This is a genomic window from Pantoea sp. ACRSB (genome assembly GCF_022346905.1).
Lineage (GTDB): Bacteria > Pseudomonadota > Gammaproteobacteria > Enterobacterales > Enterobacteriaceae > Pantoea > Pantoea piersonii.
The window spans coordinates 100,888-123,850 of sequence record NZ_JAKRNL010000009.1 but is presented as its reverse complement, the minus strand read 5'-3'; the positions used below and the strand labels follow the sequence as shown (position 1 = coordinate 123,850).

Here is a 22,963-nt window from a genome sequence, read left to right as displayed (position 1 = left end):
TTAATGCAGGAGAACTTATAAGGATGGTGGTGGGAGAAGGATTATTCGGCGCGTTGCGCCTCACCCTTCGGGCCGCGCGATGCGCGTTGTCTCGCTGCGCTCGACCCGAACCTTCGGTCGAAGCTTCTCATCCTTCTCCCCTGCGATTCCGGGAAAAACTGAGTGATGAGTTTAATACAGGAGAACTTATAAGGATGGTGGTGGGAGAAGGATTATTCGGCGCGTTGCGCCTCACCCTTCGGGCCGCGCGATGCGCGTTGTCTTGCTGCGCTCGACCCGAACCTTCGGTCGAAGCTTCTCATCCTTCTCCCCTGAGGTTCCGGGAAAAGCTGAGTGATGAATGAAATGCAGGAGAATATACAAGGATGGTGGTGGGAGAAGGATTCGAACCTTCGAAGTCTGTGACGGCAGATTTACAGTCTGCTCCCTTTGGCCGCTCGGGAATCCCACCTGGGATATGCTGGTAATGACCGGTCAGGCGAACATGTGATTCAGATGGTGGTGGGAGAAGGATTCGAACCTTCGAAGTCTGTGACGGCAGATTTACAGTCTGCTCCCTTTGGCCGCTCGGGAATCCCACCACTGGCCTGAATCATTGTGCCTGAAAGCGGGGCGCATCATACCAAATGCGTTCAGGGTGTAAAGCGCCCAACAGAAAAATGTGAACCGTTTGCCCACTTTTTGCCCGTGGCGCTGAATTCACAGGCAATTCAGCGCCCGATGCGCTTAAAGAATAATCGTGCGGTTGCCGTAAACAAACACGCGCTGCCCCAGCACTTTATAAAGCGCGCGGCTTAATACGTTCTTTTCTACGTCGCGTCCGGCACGCATCATCTCTTCAGCCGTGTAGCTGTGATCAACGTTAATCACGTCCTGCATGATGATTGGACCTTCATCCAGATTATCGTTCACGTAGTGCGCCGTTGCGCCGATGATCTTCACGCCGCGCTCGTAAGCCTGATGATAAGGGCGCGCGCCGATAAACGCAGGCAGGAAGGAGTGGTGAATATTGATGATCTGGTTCGGGTAACGCTGTACAAATGCGGGCGTCAGCACGCGCATATATTTCGCCAGCACCACATAATCAGGCTGGTAGCGATCAATCTCGTCCGCCATACGGTTATCATGCTCTTCGCGCGACAAGCCTTCATGGCTAACCAGCACGAAAGGAATATCGAAACGCTCAACCAGCGAACGCAGGGTATCGTGGTTGCCGATAACCGCGGCGATCTCCATATCCAGCCCGCCAAAGGCGCTCTTCATCAGCAGGTCGCCAAGGCAGTGCGCCTCTTTGGTGACCAGAATCACCACGCGACGGCGGCCGGCGCTGTTCAGCTCGCGGGTCGATCCGGTCGGCAGTGCGCTGTCTAAATCTGCCAGCAGCGTGTTGTCGTTGAAAATGCCTTCCAGTTCGGTACGCATAAAAAAGCGTCCGGTGCGATGATCAACAAATTCATTGTTTTGCACGATATTCAACTCGTGCTTGTAACAGATATTCGTAATTTTAGCGATTAGACCTTTCGCATCAGGGCAAATGGTACGTAAAACTTTTCGTTGCATAGTTTGCGCTTGCATCTCGATCAGAGTCCTGTCAAAGCGATTGGGTAAAACCGTTGGGCCGTATGCTGTTCAGCCACAACATTTCTTGTATTTTTTATCGGAGCCACATGGACAGCGATCGTTGCGCCCTGTCTGAGGCGCCGTTCCGTCGACATAGTACCAGCGATGATCCTCGCGAAGAAAGCGAGAACGCTCGTGGATAGCGCGTATCTGCGAATTTTCGCGGTAACGCGCAAAAAAAGTGACGAAAGCTTCATTATCATGGCTTCCATGATTACAACAGGTTACATTCAGGCTTAGCCATTCGGTACCGGCGAAACTTTCGGATAATCGCTGCGCCATATCGGGTACACGCTGGCTCGGATGCCAGCTGGCGATCAGCCAGTTGCTGTTTTGCATAGCGTAAGCAGTATAGCGCGAGCGCATTAACTGCTCAGCTGATTCAGGCAGCTGCTCGCCCGCCAGAAAGGGAGCGCAACATAGGCTATACTGCTTCCCGCTGCAGCAAGGACAGGGTTCGGACACAATAACTCCTGTGAGCGATAAAATAGGATGACGCCATATGGTAGCCGACCTGGCGCAGTGAAGCTATGCACAGTCGTCGGCGGCAGAGGGTAAATGAGAAAGGTTAAAATTGGTCTGGCGTTAGGGTCAGGCGCAGCCAAAGGATGGGCGCATATTGGTGTCATTAACGCACTGACGCGAGCAGGCGTGGAAATAGACGTGGTGGCAGGCTGTTCCGTTGGTGCTTTAGTCGGGGCGGCTTATGTGAACGATAAGCTGCCGCACATGGAAAAATGGGTCAGCGCTTTTCGCTACTGGGACGTTATTCGCCTGATGGATCTCTCCTGGCAGCGCGGCGGGTTGCTGCGCGGCGAACGCGTTTTTAATCATGTCCGACAGCTGATTACCCATAATGCGCTCGAGAGCTGCGGCAAGCCTTTCGGCGTGGTGGCGACAAATTTAAGCACCGGTCGGGAGCTATGGCTCACCGAAGGCGATCTACATCAGGCTGTGCGCGCATCCTGTAGTATGCCAGGCTTATTACCGCCGGTCGGCTACAATGGTTACTGGCTGGTAGATGGGGCGGTTGTGAATCCCGTACCCGTTTCGCTTACGCGAGCGCTTGGCGCAGATATTGTTATTGCTGTCGATCTCCAGCATGACGCGCATCTGATGCAGCAGGATCTCCTGTCAGTGACGCCGCAAAACAGCGACGAAGCGGTCTCGGCCGCGGCCCTTAGCTGGGCCAAAAAAATACGTCAGCGGCTGGTAGGCTTGACTCACCGCCGCGCAACGCAAACGCCGGGTGCGATGGAGATTATGTCGACATCCATCCAGGTGCTGGAAAATCGCCTGAAGCGCAACCGTATGGCAGGCGATCCTCCCGATGTCCTGATTCAGCCGTTTTGTCCGCAGATTTCAACGCTGGACTTCCATCGCGCTAAAGAGGCTATCGAGGCAGGCAAGGCCGCCGTTGAGAAAAAAATGGATGAACTATTACCGCTGGTGCGAAACAGATAATCAGGTTGTTCATTCACAGGTGTTACTTCGGCTAATTCTGAAAGGCGCAACTGCGTTTTATGAACCACTATTGATTGATCTGGTACGCAGGGGGAAAGAATGGAGAAACCACTAATCGGCAAAAAGATACTCATTGTCGAAGATGAGGTCGTTTTCCGTTCTCTGGTAAACAACTTCTTGCTGGCGCTTGGCGCCAGTACGTTTGAAGCCGGTGACGGCATTGATGGGATAAGTCATCTGCAGCAGCATGCTGTGGATTTGGTGATCTGCGATCTGGAAATGCCGCGCATGAACGGCATTCAGTTTGTGGAGCATATTCGCACGCGCGGCAACAGCGTGCCGATTCTGATTATCTCAGCCACCGAAAATATGGCAGATATCGCCCATGTGCTGCGCCTTGGTGTGCAGGACGTGCTGCTTAAGCCGTTGAAAAATTTTGAGCGCTTCCGCGAAGCGGTCTATGAATGCCTCTATCCTTCTATGTTCACCTCAAAGGTGGAGGAGGATGAGCAGCTATTTCAGGACTGGGACGCGCTGGTGCGCGACCCGGCTGCCGCGGCAAAACTGCTTAAGCAGCTTCAGCCGCCGGTACAGCAGACGGTCGCCAGCTGTCGCATCAATTACCGCCAGCTTACCATGGCTGAACAGCCGGGGCTGGTGCTGGATATTGCGGCGCTCTCAGATAAAGATCTCGCCTTCTACTGCCTTGACGTAACGCGCGCTGGCGATAACGGCGTGCTGGCCGCGCTGTTACTGCGCGCCTTATTCAACGGCCTGCTGCAGGAGCAGCTTTCGGGTCAGAAGCAGCGACTGCCAGAGCTAAACGGGCTTTTGCGGCAGGTCAATTTACTGCTGCGTCAGGCGAACCTGACCGGTCAGTTTCCGCTGCTGGTGGGTTACTACCATCGTACTCATAAAAACCTCATTCTGGTTTCAGCTGGATTAAACGCGACGCTGCATGTTCACGCCCACCAAATTCAACTCAGTAATGGCGTTCCCCTTGGCACTATGGGAAGCACCCACCTTAATCAAATCAGCCAGCGAGCCGACAACTGGCAATGCCACGTCTGGGGCGCCGGCGGCAGGATCCGCCTGATGTTAGCGACTGAAGAATAGGCGAAAAAATTTAATTTCGTCAGGGTCTGAAGACAGGTCCAAAGGTTAGCTTTACACTTGGGTAATAGTCTTAAATTCTGCGGATTGACTCCTTCCAGGATAAATCCGTTCGATGGTAACTGATATACTCATTTCCGAATTTCAACCGACATATCAAGTATTAACTTGAACGGCCTATAAGAGAGGTATCTTGATGTCTGCCTATAAGTCCAAAGTAAAAAAAGCGGTAATCCCTGTAGCAGGTTTGGGCACCCGTATGCTCCCTGCGACAAAAGCGATTCCGAAAGAGATGTTACCGCTGGTCGATAAGCCGTTAATTCAGTATGTCGTTAACGAGTGCATCGCAGCAGGAATTAACGAAATTGTGCTGGTTACGCACTCTTCTAAAAACTCCATTGAAAACCACTTCGATACCAGTTTTGAACTGGAAGCGATGCTGGAAAAACGTGTTAAGCGTCAGCTGCTGGACGAAATCCAGTCAATCTGCCCGCCGCACGTCACCATCATGCAGGTGCGTCAGGGTATCGCTAAAGGCCTCGGCCACGCGGTAATGTGCGCCCATCCGCTGATTGGCGATGAGCCAGTTGCGGTGATCCTGCCTGACGTGATTATCGACGAATATGAATCCAACCCGACCAAAGATAACCTGGCGGAAATGCTGAGCCGTTTCGACGAGTCAGGCCGCAGCCAGATTATGGTTGAGCCGGTAGCGGACGTGACCGCTTACGGCGTGGTTGACTGCCAGGGCGCTGAACTGCAGCCGGGCGACAGCGCGCCGATGGTTGGCGTGGTTGAGAAACCGAAAGCCAACGAAGCGCCGTCTAACCTCGCGGTTGTAGGCCGTTACGTTCTCTCTGCCGATATCTGGCCTCTGCTGGCGAAAACCCCTCCGGGCGCAGGCGGCGAAGTTCAGCTGACCGACTCAATCGCCATGCTGATGGAGAAAGAGACGGTAGAAGCTTACCACCTGAAAGGCGTAAGCCATGACTGCGGTAACAAGCTGGGTTATATGCAGGCATTCGTTGAGTACGGTGTTCGCCATCCGGTGCTGGGCAAAGATTTTTCTCAGTGGCTCGATAGCGCAGTTGGCAATAAAAAGTAATTCATAAACACAGGATAACTCAATGAAAGTCACTGTATTTGGTATCGGCTATGTCGGTCTGGTTCAGGCTGCGGTGTTGGCCGAAGTCGGACATGACGTTCTCTGCATTGATGTCGACGCAAAAAAAGTCGAAAACCTGAAAAAAGGCATCATCCCCATTTTCGAACCCGGCCTTACGCCGCTGGTTATGTCGAACTATGAGGCCGGTCGCCTTAAGTTCAGCACAGATGCGGAAGAGGGCGTCAATCACGGTGTAATGCAGTTTATCGCCGTGGGCACGCCGCCGGATGAGGACGGTTCGGCTGACCTTAAATATGTGACCGCCGTTGCTCGTACCATTGCGCAGCATATGAAGGATCACAAGGTTGTGCTGGATAAATCCACCGTTCCAGTCGGAACAGCGGATAAAGTGCGTCGCGTGATGGAAGAGACCCTGCGCGATCGCGGCGTCAGCCTGACGTTTGACGTGGTATCCAACCCGGAGTTTCTCAAGGAAGGCGCAGCCGTTAACGACTGCATGCGTCCTGAGCGCATCGTGGTGGGTACAGATAATGATGAAGTCGAAGAGCTGTTGCGCGAACTCTATGAGCCGTTCAACCGCAATCACGATCGTATGATCGTGATGGATATCCGCAGCGCGGAGCTGACCAAATACGCGGCTAACTGCATGCTGGCGACTAAAATCAGCTTCATGAATGAGATTTCCAACCTTGCCGAGCGTCTGGGTGCGGACGTCGAGAAAGTGCGTCAGGGCATCGGTTCTGATTCACGTATCGGCTACCACTTTATCTACCCTGGCTGCGGCTACGGCGGCTCCTGCTTCCCGAAAGATGTTCAGGCGCTGATCCGTACCGCCGAGTCGATTGGCTACAAACCGCGCCTGCTGCAGGCGGTGGAAGATGTCAACGACAGCCAGAAAACCAAGCTGCCTACTTTTATCAAGCGCCACTTCGGCGACGATTTAAGCGGTAAAACGTTCGCCCTCTGGGGTCTGTCGTTTAAACCGAACACCGACGATATGCGTGAAGCCTCCAGCCGCGTGCTGATGGAATCCCTGTGGGAAGCAGGTGCAAGCGTTCAGGCGTTCGATCCGGAAGCGATGGATGAGGCGCAGCGCATCTATGGTCACCGCAGCGATCTGAAGCTGATGGGTACCAAAGAAGCGGCGCTGCAGGGCGCGGATGGCCTGGTGATCTGTACGGAGTGGCAGAATTTCCGTGCGCCGGACTTCGACGTTATTAAAAATTCCCTCAAACAACCCGTGATTTTTGATGGTCGCAACCTGTATGATCCAGAGCGTATCAGCAAACGCGGTTTCGTTTATTATGCAATCGGCCGCGGAGCATCTATTCAAATTGCGTAATTAACGAGGGAAGTATGAACATTCTGGTGACTGGCGCCGCAGGCTTTATTGGATTTCACGTTACTCAACGCCTGCTGGCCGCCGGTCACCAGATTGTCGGTATCGATAATCTGAACGACTATTATGATGTCGGCCTGAAACAATCACGTCTTGATCTAATTTCTCAGCACCCTGGCTTCACGTTTATTAAAATGGAGCTGGCGGATCGCGCAGCCATTGCCTCGTTATTCGAACAACACGCTTTTCAACGCGTCATTCATCTGGGCGCTCAGGCGGGGGTGCGTTATTCTATCGATAATCCTCACGCTTATGCAGACGCTAACCTGATTGGTCATTTAAATATTCTGGAAGGGTGTCGCCATCATAAAATTGAGCATCTGCTCTATGCATCCTCCAGTTCTGTTTATGGACTGAACCGCAAAATGCCGTTTTCTACGGACGACAGCGTAGACCATCCCGTGTCGCTTTATGCGGCGACGAAAAAAGCCAATGAACTGATGTCGCATACTTATTCCCATCTTTATCAGCTGCCCACTACCGGTTTACGCTTTTTTACCGTATATGGACCCTGGGGACGGCCTGATATGGCGCTGTTTAAATTTACGCGCGCGATGATTGCCGGAGAAGCGATTGATGTCTATAACCGCGGCGAGATGAAACGCGACTTCACCTATATTGATGATATTGCCGAAGCCATTGTGCGCCTGCAGGATGTTATTCCGCAGAAAGATGAAAGCTGGACGGTGGAAAAGGGTTCGCCTGCCACCAGTTCCGCGCCTTACCGCGTATATAACATCGGAAACAGCCAGCCGACCAGCCTGATAAAATATATTGAGGCGATTGAAAAGGCGCTGGGCGTAACGGCGAAGAAAAATCTGTTGCCTATGCAGCCTGGCGATGTGCTGGAGACCAGCGCGGATACCGCAGCGTTATACAAGGCGATTGGCTTTAAACCACAGACCAGCGTGGAAGAGGGCGTAGAACGCTTTGTAAGCTGGTATCGTGAGTTTTATAACGTCTGATAAAAAAGGAAGCCTGCGCTTCCTTTCCCTGATTAATCTGGGGGTCACACAACCAGTGTGACCCAAATGATAGAAGCACCGTCAGTTATTAAAGCAGAAAGCTGTCCAGCTGTTTACCTTCTTCTTCAATCGCCTTTTTGATTACGGCTGGCGTACGTCCCTGGCCGGTCCAGGTACGGGTTTCGCCATTTTCATCTACATACTGATATTTAGCCGGACGCGCAGCGCGTTTTGTTTTACCGGGCGCTTTATTTTCAGAAATTGTGCTTAACAGCTCATTGGGATCGATTCCATCAGCCAGCAGCATTTCTCTGTATTGCTCAAGTTTACGCGTGCGTTCTTCACTTTCTGCTTTCGCATGCGTATCTTCTTCGCGGCGTTCATTAACCACAACCTCGAGTTTTTCCAGCATTTCTTCCAGCGTTTCCAGTGAACACTCTCGAGCCTGTGCGCGTAATGTACGGATATTATTAAGGATTTTTAGTGCTTCGCTCATTGTCCTGATCTCTGAATATATTAATGAAGAGGTGTTCTGCCAGCTAATAATAGTGGCGGTAAAAAATTACTGCAATAGTAAATAAGTGGAACAGGAAAGAATGATAATTAATTTCCTCCATAAGGTTTAATCAAAAGAAACGGTAAGCCGGTTGATATTCACCCATCAGCACGATATGAAAATCCGAAACGTTAAAGCGAGCAGATGCACTATCTCAAGCGAGGCGAAGCCCGCGCACTGGCGTAAGACAGTTTCTTTAACAATAAAGTCCTGGCTTAATGATTAAAAAATTCTGCAGAGACGAAGCGGTTTTTATCCCGCGCTGGCGAAGTTGTAAACAGCCTGCGCATAATAATCGCCGCCATAATTTGTGTTTAACTGTGATAGAATTCCGTCCATTCGGTTTGCAATGCTTTGAGAAATCACACTAATGGCTCAGCTCTATTTTTATTATTCCGCAATGAATGCAGGGAAATCCACAGCCTTATTACAGTCATCTTACAATTATCAGGAACGCGGTATGCGAACGCTGGTCTATACCGCTGAAATTGACGATCGTTTCGGCGCAGGCAAGGTCAGTTCCCGCATTGGGCTTTCATCGCCTGCCGCGCTGTTTAATGCGCAAACGCGGCTGGATGAGGAGATTGCGGCGGAACATGCGCGCCAGCCAGTGCACTGCGTGCTGGTGGATGAGTGTCAGTTTTTAACGCGCGATCAGGTCAAGGCACTCTCCGACGTTGTTGATAATATGGATATTCCTGTGCTCTGCTACGGGCTGCGTACCGATTTTCGCGGCGAGCTCTTTGGCGGAAGCCAGTATCTGCTCGCCTGGGCCGATAAGCTGGTGGAGTTAAAAACCGTCTGCCACTGCGGAAGAAAAGCGGGCATGGTGTTGCGGCTTGACTCCGAAGGCCGCCCCTTCAGCGAAGGCGAACAGGTGGTGATCGGCGGTAATGAGCGCTATATCTCGGTATGCCGCAAACATTACAAGCAGGCGATAGAGCAGGGCTCGCTGGCGGCAATCTACGGTCAGCATAAGCCCGCTTAATAAGGTTGTTAACAGCGATAAAAAAACCCGCCGAAGCGGGTTTTTTTTCAGGTTGATAATCAGGCTTTCTTCGCTTTTTTCTCGGCTTTCTCCAGTTTCACCGGCTGCGCGGCCTGAGCCTGAGCTACGTCGGAGAAGGGTTCGGCGTATTCGCGGCCGTAGAAAGTATCCAGCATAATCTGTTTCAGCTCGGCAATCAGCGGATAGCGCGGGTTGGCGCCGGTGCACTGGTCGTCGAAGGCGTCTTCAGCAAGCTTGTCAACTTTAGCCAGGAAGTCCGCTTCCTGAACGCCCGCTTCGCGGATAGAAGTGGGGATACCCAGCTGAGTTTTCATCTCATCCAGCCACGCCAGCAGCTTCTCGATTTTCTGCGCGGTGCGGTCGCCAGGGGCCGACAGGCCTAAATGGTCAGCGACTTCCGCATAGCGGCGGCGCGCCTGCGGACGGTCATACTGGCTGAACGCCGTCTGCTTGGTTGGGTTGTCGTTGGCGTTATAGCGGATAACGTTGCAAATCAGCAGCGCGTTCGCCAGGCCATGCGGAATATGGAACTCAGAACCCAGCTTATGCGCCATTGAGTGACACACGCCGAGGAAGGCGTTAGCAAAGGCGATACCGGCGATGGTCGCGGCATTGTGTACGCGTTCACGCGCTACCGGGTTTTTCGCGCCTTCCCGATAGCTGGCCGGCAGGTTTTCTTTCAGCAGCTTCAGCGCCTGTAACGCCTGGCCGTCGGAGTATTCATTAGCCAGTACCGACACATAAGCTTCCAGCGCGTGGGTAACCGCATCCAGACCGCCGAAGGCGCAGAGCGAGCGCGGCATTTCCATCACCAGGTTGGCGTCGACAATCGCCATGTCCGGCGTCAGGGCGTAGTCCGCCAGCGGATATTTCTGACCGGTGGCGTCATCCGTTACTACCGCAAACGGCGTCACTTCCGAGCCGGTGCCTGACGTGGTGGTGATAGCGATCATGCGCGCCTTCACGCCCATTTTCGGGAACTTATAGATACGTTTACGGATATCCATAAAGCGCAGAGCCAGCTCTTCAAAATGGGTTTCAGGGTGTTCATACATCACCCACATGATTTTCGCAGCATCCATCGGGGAGCCGCCGCCCAGCGCGATAATCACGTCTGGCTTAAAGCTGTTCATCTGTTCAGTGCCTTTACGAACGATGCTCAGCGTCGGATCCGCTTCTACTTCAAAGAACACTTCGGTTTCGATGCCGTGTGATTTCAACACGCGCGTAACCTGATCGGCATAGCCGTTATTGAACAGGAAGCGGTCGGTGACGATAAAGGCGCGTTTCGCACCGTCGGTGGCCACCTCTTCCAGCGCAATCGGCAGCGAGCCGCGGCGGAAGTAGATAGACTTCGGAAGTTTATGCCACAACATGTTTTCTGCTCGCTTAGCCACGGTTTTCTTGTTGATAAGGTGTTTCGGTCCCACGTTTTCGGAAATGGAGTTACCGCCCCAGGAACCGCAGCCCAGCGTCAGCGAAGGCGCCAGCTTAAAGTTATAAAGGTCGCCGATGCCGCCCTGAGAGGCAGGCGTATTAATCAGGATACGCGCGGTTTTCATGCGGTCGCCAAAGTAGTTTACGCGCGCCTTCTGGTTGTCCTGATCGGTATAAAGACAGGAGGTGTGACCGATACCGCCCATCGCTACCAGCTTCTCTGCTTTCGCAACGGCGTCTTCGAAATCTCTGGCGCGGTACATTGCCAGCGTCGGCGACAGTTTTTCATGGGCGAAAGGTTCAGATTCATCAACCAGCTTCACTTCGCCAATCAGAATTTTGGTGCTGGCTGGCACGCTGATACCTGCCAGCTCGGCAATTTTAAAGGCGGGCTGACCGACAATTGCCGCGTTGAGCGCGCCGTTTTTCAAAATAACATTCTGTACGGCTTTCAGCTCTTCGCCCTGCAACAGATAGCCGCCGTGGCTGGCGAAACGCTCGCGCACCGCGTCATAAACGGAGTCAACCACGATAACAGACTGTTCTGATGCGCAAATCACGCCGTTATCGAAGGTTTTTGACATCAGGATCGACGCGACGGCGCGCTTGATATCAGCCGTTTCATCAATCACAACCGGGGTATTGCCCGCGCCGACGCCGATTGCTGGTTTACCGGAGCTGTAGGCGGCTTTCACCATGCCGGGGCCGCCTGTCGCCAGGATCAGATTGATATCAGGGTGATGCATCAGCTGATTTGAAAGCTCGACGGACGGCGTATCGATCCAGCCGATAATATCTTTAGGCGCGCCTGCGGCAATCGCGGCCTGCAACACGATATCTGCTGCCTTATTGGTGGCTTCTTTGGCGCGCGGATGTGGAGAGAAGATAATGCCGTTACGCGTTTTCAGGCTAATCAGCGCTTTGAAAATCGCCGTTGAGGTCGGGTTGGTGGTTGGAACAATACCGCAAATCAGGCCGATCGGCTCAGCGATAGTGATGGTGCCGAACGTATCGTCGGTATCCAGCACGCCGCAGGTCTTTTCGTCCTTATAAGCGTTATAGATGTATTCTGAGGCAAAGTGGTTTTTAATAACTTTATCTTCAACGATACCCATACCTGATTCAGCGACTGCCATTTTCGCGAGAGGGATGCGGGCGTCAGCGGCGGCAAGGGCGGCAGCGCGGAAGATTGCGTCAACCTGTTCTTGAGTGAAACTGGCGTATTCACGCTGTGCTTGTTTTACGCGTTCTACCAGTGCGTTAAGTTCAGCGACATTAGTTACGGCCATGGTGCTCTCCTGAAGGAAGTTAAACTCTATTAGTAAACCTGCCTGGAGTCCTGATTATAGCCATGCTGCGCTAATATTTTGGCTTAAGCCAAAAAGACAGAATTTTTGTCGGCTTACTGAAAGAGTTTTCGCCCTGGCAAAGAACCTTACTGTTTAGTTTCGGTGAGAAAAGATTACCTGGAATGGGGTAGATCAATATTGATGTAAATCAATTTAAGCCCAAGCTGACTCCTTTCAGCAGCCTTTTTTGCTAAATTTTGCACAGTAACGGGCGCCGTACGGTTTTATTCTTCTTCCCGATACGTTGCTGGCGTAACAGACTCGCTCTGCGGCCCTGATGCAGCAGAATTTTCTGTGGCCCCGACTGGTTAAAAGTCCGGTTTTTGCGTAAATTAAGGGCGATTTCTTTTCCCTCATCGGAGCGAACCGTGAACCCTGCTTTGCTTGATCTTTCGGGCTATATCAAATTCTTTGTTGGCCTGTTCGCGCTGGTGAATCCAGTCGGCATTATTCCGGTTTTTATCAGCATGACCAGCTATCAGGCGGCGGCTGAGCGTAACAAAACCAATATGACCGCGAACCTTGCGGTCGCCATTATTCTCTGGACCTCGCTCTTTCTCGGCGACGCTATCCTGCATATTTTTGGTATCTCCATCGATTCTTTCCGCATTGCGGGCGGCATTCTGGTGGTCACCATTGCGATGTCGATGATCAGCGGCAAGCTGGGCGAAGACAAACAGAACAAACAGGAAAAATCAGAAACCGCTATTCGCGAAAGCATCGGCGTGGTGCCGCTCGCGCTGCCGCTTATGGCTGGGCCTGGCGCTATCAGTTCGACCATTGTCTGGAGCACCCGCTATCACAGCTGGCAAAACCTGCTGGGCTTTAGCGTTGCGATTGCGCTGTTCGCTTTTTGCTGTTGGCTGCTGTTTCGCGCCGCGCCGCTGATGGTGCGCGTGCTTGGCCAGACCGGTATCAACGTTATTACGCGTATTATGGGGTTGCTGCTGATGGCGCTGGGTATTGAATTTGTGGTCACCGGCATCAAAGCGCTGTTTCCCGGCCTGGTAAATTAATTAGCGCTTAATTTCCTGCGCAAATCCCCCCGCGTCTCTTAATGGTGCAATTGCTCCTTTTATTGCACCATAACCATGCAATTATTCCTGCGGCTTAATCGGCTGCCAGAATTATTAAGTAAATTACTAACATGCCTGTCGCGCCAGGCGCGATCTCATCTCGCTGTGACAATTTTCACATCATAAAATGTCAGCTTCTGTAGGAATGCCACAATAAACTGGCACGAAATCTGCAATTACTTGCGTATTGTTTTAACAAAGATGAAAAATGCAGAAGGGTCGCGCATTTTAAAGGGCGAAAGAAAGGTAAAGCGCCTGTAAAGCGGGGAAATGTGATAAATAGCTTTAGAAACAGCGTGATAAACCTTATTTCTGCATAAAAATTAACGCTATGCTCCCGCATGCAGACGTGATAAAAGAGAATCAGGTAACATTTTTGTTATTTTTACTTTGTCGGCGGGTCGACCGTTCTGCTAATTTTCGGCGCAATAGTTTTTCATTTGGTCTCAAAGTGAGAACGCTTCTTGCTTATGAGCTAAAGGGCTTAAAAGAGAAGGGTTACTTTTTTGATGGAATGGAAGATTACGCCGCTGTCAGTCAGCTTAATGATAATGTTCGGCGCCGCGCACGCCGCAACCGTCCCTCCAGGCACTGAACTCGCCGCCACGCAAAATATCGTTATTAACAACGGCACAGAGGTTTCGTCGCTCGATCCGCAGAAAACCGAAGGCGTGCCTGAGTCGCGCATCATAGCGAATCTGCTGGAAGGGCTGGTTGCCACCGATAACGATGGCAATATCGTGCCGGGTGTGGCGCAGTCATGGCAAAACGAGGGCGGAAAGGTCTGGACCTTTACCCTGCGCGACAACGCGAAGTGGAGTAACGGCGCGCCCGTTACCGCGCAGGATTTCGTTTACAGCTGGCGACGTCTCGCCGATCCCAAAACCGCATCACCCTATGCCAGCTATCTCCAGGCGGCGCACCTCACTAATGTCGATGAAATCGTTGCCGGGAAAGTCCCGCCCGATCGACTTGGCGTCAGGGCGCTGGACGACCATCATTTGCAGGTCACGCTGAGCGAACCCGTACCCTATTTTATCTCCATGCTGGCAAATGCCGCGCTGTCGCCAGTCAATGCAGCGACGGTAGAGAAGTGGGGCGACGCCTGGACCCGGCCAGAACACTACGTCGGCAACGGCGCCTATCTGCTGAGCGAGTGGGTAATCAACGAGAAGCTGGTGCTGAAGCGCAATCCGGGCTACTGGGATAACGCCCATACCGTGATTGAACAGGGCACCTTCCTGCCGATTGAGTCGGATCATAACGACGTTAACCGCTATCGCAGTGGCAATACCGATATGACCAACAGCGTGGTGCCGCCTGAGCTTTTCCATAAGCTTCAGAGTGAGCTGGGCGATGAGGTGAAAGTCAGCCCGCTGCTCTGCACCTTTTATTACGAGATTAATAACAAAAAGCCGCCGTTTAACGATGCGCGCGTACGTACCGCCATCAAGCTGACGCTGGACCGCGATATTATTACGCAGAAGATTATGGGGCAGGGGCAGATCCCCGCTTACAGTCTGACGCCGCCCTCGACGGCGGGCATAACGCTGACGCCGCCGGCGTGGTTTACCTGGAGCCAGGCGGAGCGCAACGCGGCGGCCAAAAAGCTGCTGGCCGAGGCGGGCTACAATGCGCAGCATCCGCTGCGCTTTACGCTGCTTTATAACACCTCGGATCAAAACAAAAAGCAGGCAATTGCGGCCGCGTCTATGTGGCAAAAGAACCTCGGCGCGCAGGTCAGCCTGCAGAATCAGGAGTGGAAAACCCTGCTGGAAACGCGGCATCAGGCGCAGTATGACGTGGTACGCGCTACATGGTGCGCCGATTACAACGAGCCGTCGACCTTTCTCAATATGCTGATCGGCAACGTTTCTATTAATACCGCTTTTTATCACAGCGAAAAATACGATCGTCTGCTGGCGCAAACTTTATCCGCCAGCAGCGAGGAGGCGCGCGCTGCTCTCTATCAGCAGGCTGAAGCGCAGCTCGACAGCGACTCGGCGATTGTGCCAGTTTATTACCGCGTCAGCGTGCGGCTGGTGAAACCCTGGACAGGCGGCTTCACCGGTAAAGATCCGCTCGATATGACCGGTTTGAAATATTACTACATTAAAAAGCACTGAGGCTTACCCGACAACATAAGCCGGGAAGCGCGCGCAGTGCCGAAGCCTTTCGGGGCACATGACTATCCTCAGCCAAAATGAGGAACCCGCTAACGGGGGACGCCGGAACGGCTTGCCGTCTCGGTGAAGATAAAAAACTGGAGTGTAATAATGAACAACATCACGAAAAAAAGCCTGATTGCCGCTGGCGTGCTGGCGGCGATCGGCGCACTGGCAGGGAATGCAGTGGCGGCAAACGTTCCGGCGGGCGTCGAACTGGCGGCGAAGCAGGAGCTGGTGCGCGGTAACGGCGATGAAGTGCAGTCGCTGGACCCGCACAAGATTGAAGGCGTGCCGGAAGATAACGTGGCGCGCGATCTCTATGAAGGGCTGCTGGTCAGCGACAGCGACGGCCACCCGGTGCCGGGCGTCGCGGAAAAGTGGGAAAACAAAGATTTTAAAGTCTGGACATTCCATCTGCGCAACAATGCCAAATGGTCAAACGGCGAGCCGGTAACCGCACAGGACTTCGTTTACAGCTGGCAGCGTCTGGCCGATCCAAAAACCGCCTCGCCGTACGCCAGCTATCTGCAGTATGGTCATATTGAGAACGTCGATGACATTATCGCCGGTAAAAAACCGACCTCTGAGCTGGGCGTCAAAGCGCTGGACGATCATACGCTGCAGGTGACGCTGAGCGAGCCGGTACCCTATTTTTACAAGCTGCTGATCAACGCCGTGATGTCACCGGTTTATAAGCCGGCGATTGAAAAATTCGGCGACCAGTGGACGCAGGCGCAGAACTGGGTCGGCAACGGCGCGTTCAAGCTGGAAGCGCACGTCATTAACGAACGTATTACCCTGGTGCGTAACACGCAATACTGGGACAACGCCCATACCGTCCTGAACAAGGTCACCTTCCTGCCGATCAACTCCGAAGTCAGCGACGTTAACCGCTATTTCTCGGAAAACGGCAGCGACATGACCTACAACAACATGCCGATTGAGCTGTTCAAAAAACTGCAGCGCGAAAACGGCAAAGAGCTGCATGTCGATCCCTATCTCTGCACCTACTACTACGAAATCAACAACCAGAAAGCGCCATTTACCGATCCGCGCGTGCGCGCCGCGCTCAAGCTGGGTCTGGACCGCGATATTATCGTGAACAAAGTGCTGGCGCAGGGCCAGCTGCCGGCTTACAGCTATACGCCACCAGCGACAGACGGTATGGATATTCTCCCGCCGGACTGGTTCAAGTGGTCGCAGGATAAACGTAACGAAGAGGCGAAAAAACTGCTGGCGGAAGCGGGCTATACCGCAGATAAGCCGCTGACGTTCAATCTGCTCTATAACACCTCCGATCTGCATAAAAAGCTGGCGATCGCCGCCTCTTCAATCTGGAAGAAGAATATCGGCGTCAATATCAAGCTGGAAAACCAGGAGTGGAAAACCTTCCTGGATACGCGTCATCAGGGCAACTTCGACGTGGCGCGCGCGGCCTGGTGCGCGGACTATAACGAACCGACGTCGTTCCTGAACACCATGCTCTCCGACAGCAGCAACAACACGTCGCATTACAAGAGCGCCGAGTTTGATAAAGTGATCCACGATGCGATCAAGGCGGCAGACGACAAGGCGCGCGCGGCGGATTATGCCAAAGCAGAGCAGATTATGGATAAGGACAGCACCATCGTGCCGGTTTACTACTACGTGAACGCGCGCCTGGTGAAACCTTACGTCGGCGGCTATACCGGGAAAGATCCGCTGGATAAAACTCTCGACAAGAACTTCTATATTATCAAACACTAATAGCAAACAGGCTATCGGCAAGGGCGGCGCATGGCGCGTCGCCCTTATGTACTTTGTACGCTTTATGAAGCAATAAGCCTGGTAGGTACGGCAATGTTAAAATTTATCCTGCGTCGACTGCTCGAAGCGATACCCACGCTCTTCGTGCTGATCACTATCTCGTTCTTTATGATGCGCCTCGCGCCAGGCAGTCCTTTTACCGGCGAACGCACGCTGGCGCCTGAAGTGATGGCGAATATCGAAGCGAAGTACCATCTGAACGATCCCATCGGCAAGCAGTATCTCGATTATCTGATCCAGCTGGCGCACGGCGATTTCGGCCCTTCGTTCAAATATAAAGATTACACGGTTAACTATCTGGTCTCTCACGCCTTCCCGGTTTCCGCCAAACTTGGCCTGGCGGCCTTTGTGCTGGCGGTGATACTTGGCGTGACGGCGGGCGTCATTGCGGCGCTGAAGCAGAACAGCCTGTGGGATTACGCGGTGATGGGGGTCGCCATGACCGGCGTGGTGATACCCAGCTTCGTGGTGGCGCCGCTGCTGGTGCTGCTCTTCGCCATTACCCTGAAATGGCTGCCCGGCGGCGGCTGGAACGGCGGACAGCTGCGCTATATGCTGCTGCCGATGGTGGCGCTGTCGCTGGCCTATATCGCCAGCATCGCGCGTATTACCCGCGGCTCGATGATTGAAGTGATGCACTCCAACTTCATCCGCACCGCGCGCGCCAAAGGCCTGCCGCTGCGACGTATCGTGCTGCGCCATGCGCTCAAGCCAGCGCTGCTGCCGGTGCTCTCCTATCTCGGTCCGGCGTTTGTCGGCATTATCACCGGTTCAATGGTGATTGAGTCAATTTACGGCCTGCCGGGCATCGGACAGCTGTTTGTGAACGGCGCGCTGAACCGTGATTACTCGCTGGTCATGAGCCTGACTATCCTGGTCGGGGTGCTTACCATTATTTTCAATGCGATCGTGGACGTGCTCTACGCCGTGATCGATCCGAAAATCCGTTACTAAAGCTGGAGCTCGCTATGATGTTGAGTAAGAAAAACAGCGAAGCTCTTGATGCCTTCAGCGAAAAGCTGGAGGTAGAAGGGCGCAGCCTGTGGCAGGATGCGCGTCGCCGTTTTATTCATAACCGCGCGGCGCTGATCAGCCTGCTGGTGCTGCTGCTGATTACGTTATTTGTTATTTTCGCCCCGATGTTTTCTCAGTTCGCCTATGACGATACCGACTGGGGAATGATGTCCGCCATGCCGGATACCACTTCCGGCCACTGGTTTGGTACAGACTCGTCCGGGCGCGATCTGCTGGTGCGCGTCGCCATCGGCGGGCGCATCTCGCTGATGGTCGGTATCGCCTCGGCGCTGATCGCGGTGATCGTCGGCACGCTTTACGGATCGCTTGCTGGCTATCTCGGCGGCAAAACCGACTCGGTGATGATGCGTATTCTGGAGATCCTGAACTCATTTCCGTTTATGTTCTTCGTTATCCTGCTGGTGACCTTTTTTGGCCGCAATATTCTGCTGATTTTTGCCGCTATCGGTATGGTTTCATGGCTCGATATGGCGCGTATCGTGCGCGGCCAGACGCTGGGCCTGAAGCGTAAAGAGTTTATCGAAGCGGCGCACGTCGGCGGCGTCTCGACCCCCAGCATTGTGCTGCGCCATATCGTGCCGAACGTGCTGGGCGTGGTGGTGGTTTACGCCTCGCTGCTGGTGCCGAGCATGATCCTGTTTGAATCCTTCCTCAGCTTCCTCGGCCTCGGTACCCAGGAGCCGCTGAGCAGCTGGGGGGCACTGCTCAGCGATGGCGCTAACTCAATGGAAGTTGCGCCGTGGCTGCTGCTGTTCCCGGCCGGTTTTCTGGTGGTGACGCTGTTCTGTTTCAACTTTATCGGCGATGGCCTGCGTGACGCCCTCGACCCGAAAGATCGCTAAGGAGTTTCCCGATGACTATTCATGAATTTCAGCCAGCAATGGCTGCCCGCGCGGGAAGCGACCTGTTACTGGAAGTGAAGGATTTACGCGTGACTTTCCAGACCCATGACGGCGACGTCACGGCGGTCAACGACCTGAACTTTTCGCTGCGCGCCGGCGAAACCCTGGGCATCGTCGGCGAGTCGGGTTCCGGCAAGTCGCAGACGGCGTTCGCCCTGATGGGACTGCTGGCGAAAAACGGCCGCATCGGCGGCACCGCGCTGTTTAACGGCAAAGAGATCCTTAACCTGCCGGAGAAAGCGCTAAATAAACTGCGCGCCGAGCAGATTGCAATGATCTTTCAGGATCCGATGACCTCGCTTAATCCTTATATGCGCGTCGGCGATCAGCTGATGGAAGTGCTGAAGCTGCACAAAGGGATGAGCGGGGCGCAGGCTTTTGAAGAGTCGGTGCGTATGCTGGACGCGGTGAAAATGCCGGAAGCGCGCAAGCGCATGAAAATGTTCCCGCATGAGTTTTCCGGCGGGATGCGCCAGCGCGTAATGATTGCTATGGCGCTGCTCTGTCGGCCTAAGCTGCTGATTGCCGATGAGCCGACCACGGCGCTCGACGTGACGGTTCAGGCGCAGATCATGACGCTGCTCAACGAGCTGAAGCGCGAGTTCAATACCGCAATTATTATGATCACCCACGACCTGGGCGTGGTCGCAGGCATCTGCGACAAGGTGCTGGTGATGTACGCCGGGCGCACCATGGAGTATGGCCGCGCGCGCGACGTCTTTTACCAGCCGGCGCACCCTTATTCAATCGGTCTGCTGAGCGCGGTGCCGCGCCTGGACGCCGAAGGCGAAAGCCTGACCACCATTCCCGGCAACCCGCCAAACCTGCTGCGTCTGCCCCAGGGCTGCCCGTTCCAGCCGCGCTGTCTGCATGCGATGGATATCTGCACCCAGTCGCCGCCGCTGCTGCCGTTTGGTGAAGGGCGCCTGCGCGCCTGCTTTAAGCCGGTGGAGGAGTTAGTATGAGTACCGTCGCTGAGAAAAAAGTTCTGCTGGAAATCGCCGATCTCAAGGTGCATTTCGACATTAAAGATGGACGTCAGTGGTTCTGGCAGCCGCCCAAATCCCTTAAGGCGGTGGATGGCGTCAGCCTGCGTCTTTATGAAGGCGAAACCCTGGGCGTGGTCGGCGAGTCCGGCTGCGGCAAATCGACGCTGGCGCGCGCCATTATCGGTCTGGTAAAGGCCACCGATGGCCGCGTCGCCTGGCTGGGGCGCGATCTGCTCGGCCAGAGCGAAGAGGAGTGGCGCAAGGCGCGCAGCGATATTCAGATGATCTTTCAGGATCCGCTGGCCTCGCTTAACCCGCGTATGACCATCGGCGACATTATCGCCGAGCCGCTGCGTACCTATCATCCAAAGATGCCGCGTCAGGAAGTGAAAGACCGCGTCAAAAATATGATGATGAAAGTGGGTTTGTTGCCGAACCTGATTAACCGCTATCCCCATGAATTTTCGGGCGGTCAGTGCCAGCGTATCGGCATCGCGCGCGCATTGATCCTGGAGCCGAAGCTGATTATCTGCGACGAGCCGGTGTCAGCGCTCGACGTCTCGATTCAGGCGCAGGTGGTCAATCTGCTGCAGCAGCTGCAGCGCGAGATGGGCCTGTCGCTAATCTTTATCGCGCACGATCTGGCGGTAGTGAAGCATATCTCTGACCGCGTGCTGGTGATGTATCTTGGCCATGCGGTAGAGCTGGGCACCTACGATGCGGTCTACAACAATCCGCAGCATCCTTATACGCGCGCGCTGATGTCGGCAGTGCCGATTCCCGATCCCGATCTGGAGAAGAACAAGCAGATCCAGCTGCTGGAAGGGGAGCTGCCGTCGCCGATCAATCCGCCGTCAGGCTGCGTGTTTCGCACCCGCTGCCCGATTGCCGGGCCAGAGTGTGCTAAAACGCGGCCGCTGCTGGAGGGGAGTTTCCGCCATGCGGTCTCCTGCCTGAAGGTGGATCCGCTGTAATTAAAAACGCCGGGCAGAAGCCCGGCGTTTATTATCTGATATGTAACAGGGCAAAGACATCTCTGTCGGAGCGCCTGGCTTTTCCGGCCCTGTTATCCGCGATAGCAGACTGTCAGGTCGCTTACTCGCGCCAGAGAATATGGCACAGCTTGTGATCTTTTTCGCGGCACAGCAGCACGCGCGCGAACACATCGGTAATCGGCTCGCCGTCCGCCTCACCCAGCCCAATCACCACTTCAGAGAAGAAGTCCGGGTTGAGATCGAAGTCGACGTGCTCCTTCCAGTCTTCTGAAGGATCGAACAGCTCTGCGCCGCCGCGCTCTTCAAACTGCAGGTTAAAAAGAATAATATCCGCCGGATCGAGGTTGTCGCCTGCCAGTTCAAGAAAAATGTCGTAAGCCTGTTCCAGCGTTTCGTCTTCGGTAAGGCGATTATTTAAATCCATCATCGGTTCTGTCTGCCTGTGGCCGCGTTGCAATTTCCGCTCGTTTTACAGTAAAGGGCTAAAGAAGTAAAACAGTCGTTCAACAATGCGTTGCCACCAGGCACGTTTTGACCAGCGCTTTGCGTCGAGCAGGCGCGCTCGCGCGATATAATCATCCTGCACGCAGGCTAAATCACTGCCGAAGCCCGCGTCATCTACAACCAGCGTGATTTCAAAATTGAGCCACAGGCTGCGCATATCCAGATTCACCGTTCCGACCAGGCTAAGCTGTCCATCCACCAGCACGCTCTTGGTGTGCAGCAAACCATCCTCAAACTGATAGATCCTGACGCCCGCCTCCAGCAGCTCGCTAAAAAAGGCGCGGCTCGCCCAGCCGACCAGCAGCGAATCATTATGGCGCGGCACGATAATACTCACCTCGACGCCGCGCAGCGCCGCGGTGCAGATGGCGTGCAGCAGGTCGTCGCTCGGCACGAAATAGGGCGTGGTCATAATCAGCTGCTCGCGCGCTGAATAGACGGCAGTCAGCAGCGCCTGGTGGATCATATCCTCCGGGAAGCCCGGCCCGGAGGCGATGACCTGCACAGTATGACCACTCTCGCGCTCGAACGGCATGATATTACCGTCGGGCGGCGGCGGCAGAATACGTTTGCCGGTTTCAATCTCCCAGTCACAGCTGTAGACGATGCCCATGGTGGTTGCGACCGGGCCTTCCATTCGCGCCATCAGATCGACCCACTGGCCGACGCCCGCGTCCTGCTTGAAGAAGCGCGGATCCACCAGGTTCATGCTGCCGGTGTAGGCGATGTAGTTATCAATCAGCACCACCTTGCGGTGCTGGCGCAGGTCCATACGGCGCAGAAACACGCGCAGCAGGCTGACCTGCAGCGCCTCTACCACGTCAATGCCGGCATTGCGCATCATGCCCACCCAAGGGCTACGGAAAAAGGTCACGCTTCCTGCGGAGTCGAGCATCAGACGGCAGTGCACGCCGCGCCGCGAGGCCGCCATCAGGGACTCGGCCACCTCGTCCGCCAGCCCGCCTGGATGCCAGATATAGAACACCATCTCAATATTGTGGCGCGCCAGCTGTATATCGCGGATGAGCGCGTGCATAACGTCATCCGAACTGGTGAGCAGCTGTAGCTGATTGCCTTTGACCCCGGCGATCCCCTGGCGGTTCTGGCAGAGCTGGAACAGTGAACGCGCGACATCGCTGTGCTCGGTGGCGAAAATATGGCTGCGCTGCTTAAGGTCGCTTAGCCACTTTGCCGTGGCGGGCCACATGGTGCGCGCCCGCTCCGCGCGGCGCTTGCCCAGATGCAATTCGCCAAAGGAGAGGTATGCAATGATGCCCACCAGAGGAATGATATAGATAATCAACAGCCAGGCCATGGCGGAAGTGACCGTACGGCGCTTCATCAAAATACGTAGCGTGACGCCGGCAATCAGCAACCAGTAGCCAAACAGCAGCAACCAGCTGATTAAAGTGTAAAAAGTGGTCATTAAGTGGACATCCCGTTCGCGCTT

General features: G+C 54.2%; 19 protein-coding genes, 2 tRNA genes and 2 other RNA genes. 13 read left to right on the top strand and 10 right to left on the bottom strand.

The window, feature by feature from the left end; genetic code table 11:
* Positions 1-24: 24 nt before the first annotated feature.
* The 6 genes from MHZ89_RS20380 to MHZ89_RS20355 all read right to left on the bottom strand — a co-directional run bounded on the left by MHZ89_RS20380 (position 25) and on the right by MHZ89_RS20355 (position 2,085).
* A non-coding RNA gene (locus tag MHZ89_RS20380) (RtT sRNA) lies at positions 25-152 on the bottom strand.
* Between the two features lie 43 nt (positions 153-195).
* Positions 196-323, bottom strand: a non-coding RNA gene (locus MHZ89_RS20375) — RtT sRNA.
* Between the two features lie 43 nt (positions 324-366).
* Positions 367-451, bottom strand: a tRNA-Tyr gene (locus MHZ89_RS20370).
* Positions 452-496: 45 nt separating this feature from the next.
* Positions 497-581, bottom strand: a tRNA-Tyr gene (locus tag MHZ89_RS20365).
* Positions 582-726: 145 nt separating this feature from the next.
* Positions 727-1,575: a formyltetrahydrofolate deformylase gene (gene purU, locus MHZ89_RS20360; RefSeq protein WP_120453992.1), complete on the bottom strand. Its 849-nt coding sequence runs from the start codon at positions 1,573-1,575 to the stop codon at positions 727-729.
* A gap of 54 nt (positions 1,576-1,629) precedes the next feature.
* On the bottom strand, positions 1,630-2,085 hold the full coding sequence (locus MHZ89_RS20355) for a YchJ family protein (protein ID WP_311784473.1): 456 nt from the start codon (positions 2,083-2,085) through the stop codon (positions 1,630-1,632).
* A gap of 93 nt (positions 2,086-2,178) precedes the next feature.
* Here MHZ89_RS20355 and rssA point away from each other — a divergent pair, with 93 nt between their 5' ends.
* From rssA to MHZ89_RS20330, 5 genes are all read left to right on the top strand, one after another.
* Positions 2,179-3,084: a patatin-like phospholipase RssA gene (gene rssA, locus MHZ89_RS20350; RefSeq protein ID WP_311784472.1), complete on the top strand. Its 906-nt coding sequence runs from the start codon at positions 2,179-2,181 to the stop codon at positions 3,082-3,084.
* Between the two features lie 99 nt (positions 3,085-3,183).
* A complete protein-coding gene (gene rssB, locus MHZ89_RS20345) occupies positions 3,184-4,200 on the top strand; it encodes a two-component system response regulator RssB (protein ID WP_311784471.1) in 1,017 nt (338 codons plus the stop codon).
* 193 nt (positions 4,201-4,393) lie between these two features.
* Positions 4,394-5,302, top strand: coding sequence for a UTP--glucose-1-phosphate uridylyltransferase GalU (gene galU, locus MHZ89_RS20340; RefSeq protein WP_120454000.1), 909 nt, complete (start codon positions 4,394-4,396; stop codon positions 5,300-5,302).
* A gap of 22 nt (positions 5,303-5,324) precedes the next feature.
* Positions 5,325-6,665, top strand: coding sequence for a UDP-glucose/GDP-mannose dehydrogenase family protein (locus MHZ89_RS20335; RefSeq protein WP_120454002.1), 1,341 nt, complete (start codon positions 5,325-5,327; stop codon positions 6,663-6,665).
* Between the two features lie 14 nt (positions 6,666-6,679).
* Positions 6,680-7,687, top strand: coding sequence for an NAD-dependent epimerase (locus MHZ89_RS20330; protein ID WP_311784470.1), 1,008 nt, complete (start codon positions 6,680-6,682; stop codon positions 7,685-7,687).
* Positions 7,688-7,775: 88 nt separating this feature from the next.
* Here MHZ89_RS20330 and hns read toward each other — a convergent pair whose 3' ends face one another.
* A complete protein-coding gene (hns, locus tag MHZ89_RS20325; RefSeq protein ID WP_311784469.1) occupies positions 7,776-8,183 on the bottom strand; it encodes a histone-like nucleoid-structuring protein H-NS in 408 nt (135 codons plus the stop codon).
* A 430-nt stretch (positions 8,184-8,613) separates the two neighbouring features.
* Between hns and tdk the strand changes: the two genes are divergently transcribed.
* Positions 8,614-9,231 (top strand): thymidine kinase, encoded by a 618-nt coding sequence (tdk, locus tag MHZ89_RS20320; RefSeq protein ID WP_311784468.1) that lies wholly within the window; start codon positions 8,614-8,616, stop codon positions 9,229-9,231.
* Between the two features lie 59 nt (positions 9,232-9,290).
* Here tdk and adhE read toward each other — a convergent pair whose 3' ends face one another.
* Positions 9,291-11,978, bottom strand: coding sequence for a bifunctional acetaldehyde-CoA/alcohol dehydrogenase (adhE, locus tag MHZ89_RS20315; protein WP_311784467.1), 2,688 nt, complete (start codon positions 11,976-11,978; stop codon positions 9,291-9,293).
* Positions 11,979-12,406: 428 nt separating this feature from the next.
* On the opposite strand from adhE, the gene MHZ89_RS20310 reads away from it, so the two are divergent.
* The 7 genes from MHZ89_RS20310 to oppF all read left to right on the top strand — a co-directional run bounded on the left by MHZ89_RS20310 (position 12,407) and on the right by oppF (position 20,988).
* A complete protein-coding gene (locus MHZ89_RS20310) occupies positions 12,407-13,054 on the top strand; it encodes a YchE family NAAT transporter (protein ID WP_033747940.1) in 648 nt (215 codons plus the stop codon).
* 569 nt (positions 13,055-13,623) lie between these two features.
* On the top strand, positions 13,624-15,240 hold the full coding sequence (locus tag MHZ89_RS20305; protein WP_311784466.1) for an ABC transporter substrate-binding protein: 1,617 nt from the start codon (positions 13,624-13,626) through the stop codon (positions 15,238-15,240).
* A gap of 150 nt (positions 15,241-15,390) precedes the next feature.
* Positions 15,391-17,028, top strand: coding sequence for an oligopeptide ABC transporter substrate-binding protein OppA (oppA, locus tag MHZ89_RS20300; protein ID WP_120454015.1), 1,638 nt, complete (start codon positions 15,391-15,393; stop codon positions 17,026-17,028).
* A 93-nt stretch (positions 17,029-17,121) separates the two neighbouring features.
* On the top strand, positions 17,122-18,042 hold the full coding sequence (oppB, locus tag MHZ89_RS20295; protein ID WP_311784465.1) for an oligopeptide ABC transporter permease OppB: 921 nt from the start codon (positions 17,122-17,124) through the stop codon (positions 18,040-18,042).
* A 14-nt stretch (positions 18,043-18,056) separates the two neighbouring features.
* Positions 18,057-18,965 carry an oligopeptide ABC transporter permease OppC gene (gene oppC / locus MHZ89_RS20290; protein ID WP_311784464.1) on the top strand — a complete coding sequence of 303 codons (909 nt, stop codon included), beginning with the start codon at positions 18,057-18,059 and terminating at the stop codon, positions 18,963-18,965.
* 11 nt (positions 18,966-18,976) lie between these two features.
* A complete protein-coding gene (locus MHZ89_RS20285) occupies positions 18,977-19,990 on the top strand; it encodes an ABC transporter ATP-binding protein (protein ID WP_311784463.1) in 1,014 nt (337 codons plus the stop codon).
* A complete protein-coding gene (gene oppF / locus MHZ89_RS20280; RefSeq protein WP_033746742.1) occupies positions 19,987-20,988 on the top strand; it encodes a murein tripeptide/oligopeptide ABC transporter ATP binding protein OppF in 1,002 nt (333 codons plus the stop codon). Before MHZ89_RS20285 ends, oppF begins: the two co-directional genes overlap by 4 nt.
* A gap of 121 nt (positions 20,989-21,109) precedes the next feature.
* Here oppF and MHZ89_RS20275 read toward each other — a convergent pair whose 3' ends face one another.
* Both MHZ89_RS20275 and cls read right to left on the bottom strand, forming a co-directional pair.
* Positions 21,110-21,433 (bottom strand): HI1450 family dsDNA-mimic protein, encoded by a 324-nt coding sequence (locus MHZ89_RS20275; RefSeq protein ID WP_033746744.1) that lies wholly within the window; start codon positions 21,431-21,433, stop codon positions 21,110-21,112.
* Positions 21,434-21,478: 45 nt separating this feature from the next.
* Complete coding sequence (gene cls / locus MHZ89_RS20270; RefSeq protein ID WP_311784462.1) at positions 21,479-22,939, bottom strand: cardiolipin synthase; 1,461 nt, start codon at positions 22,937-22,939, stop codon at positions 21,479-21,481.
* Positions 22,940-22,963: the final 24 nt, after the last annotated feature.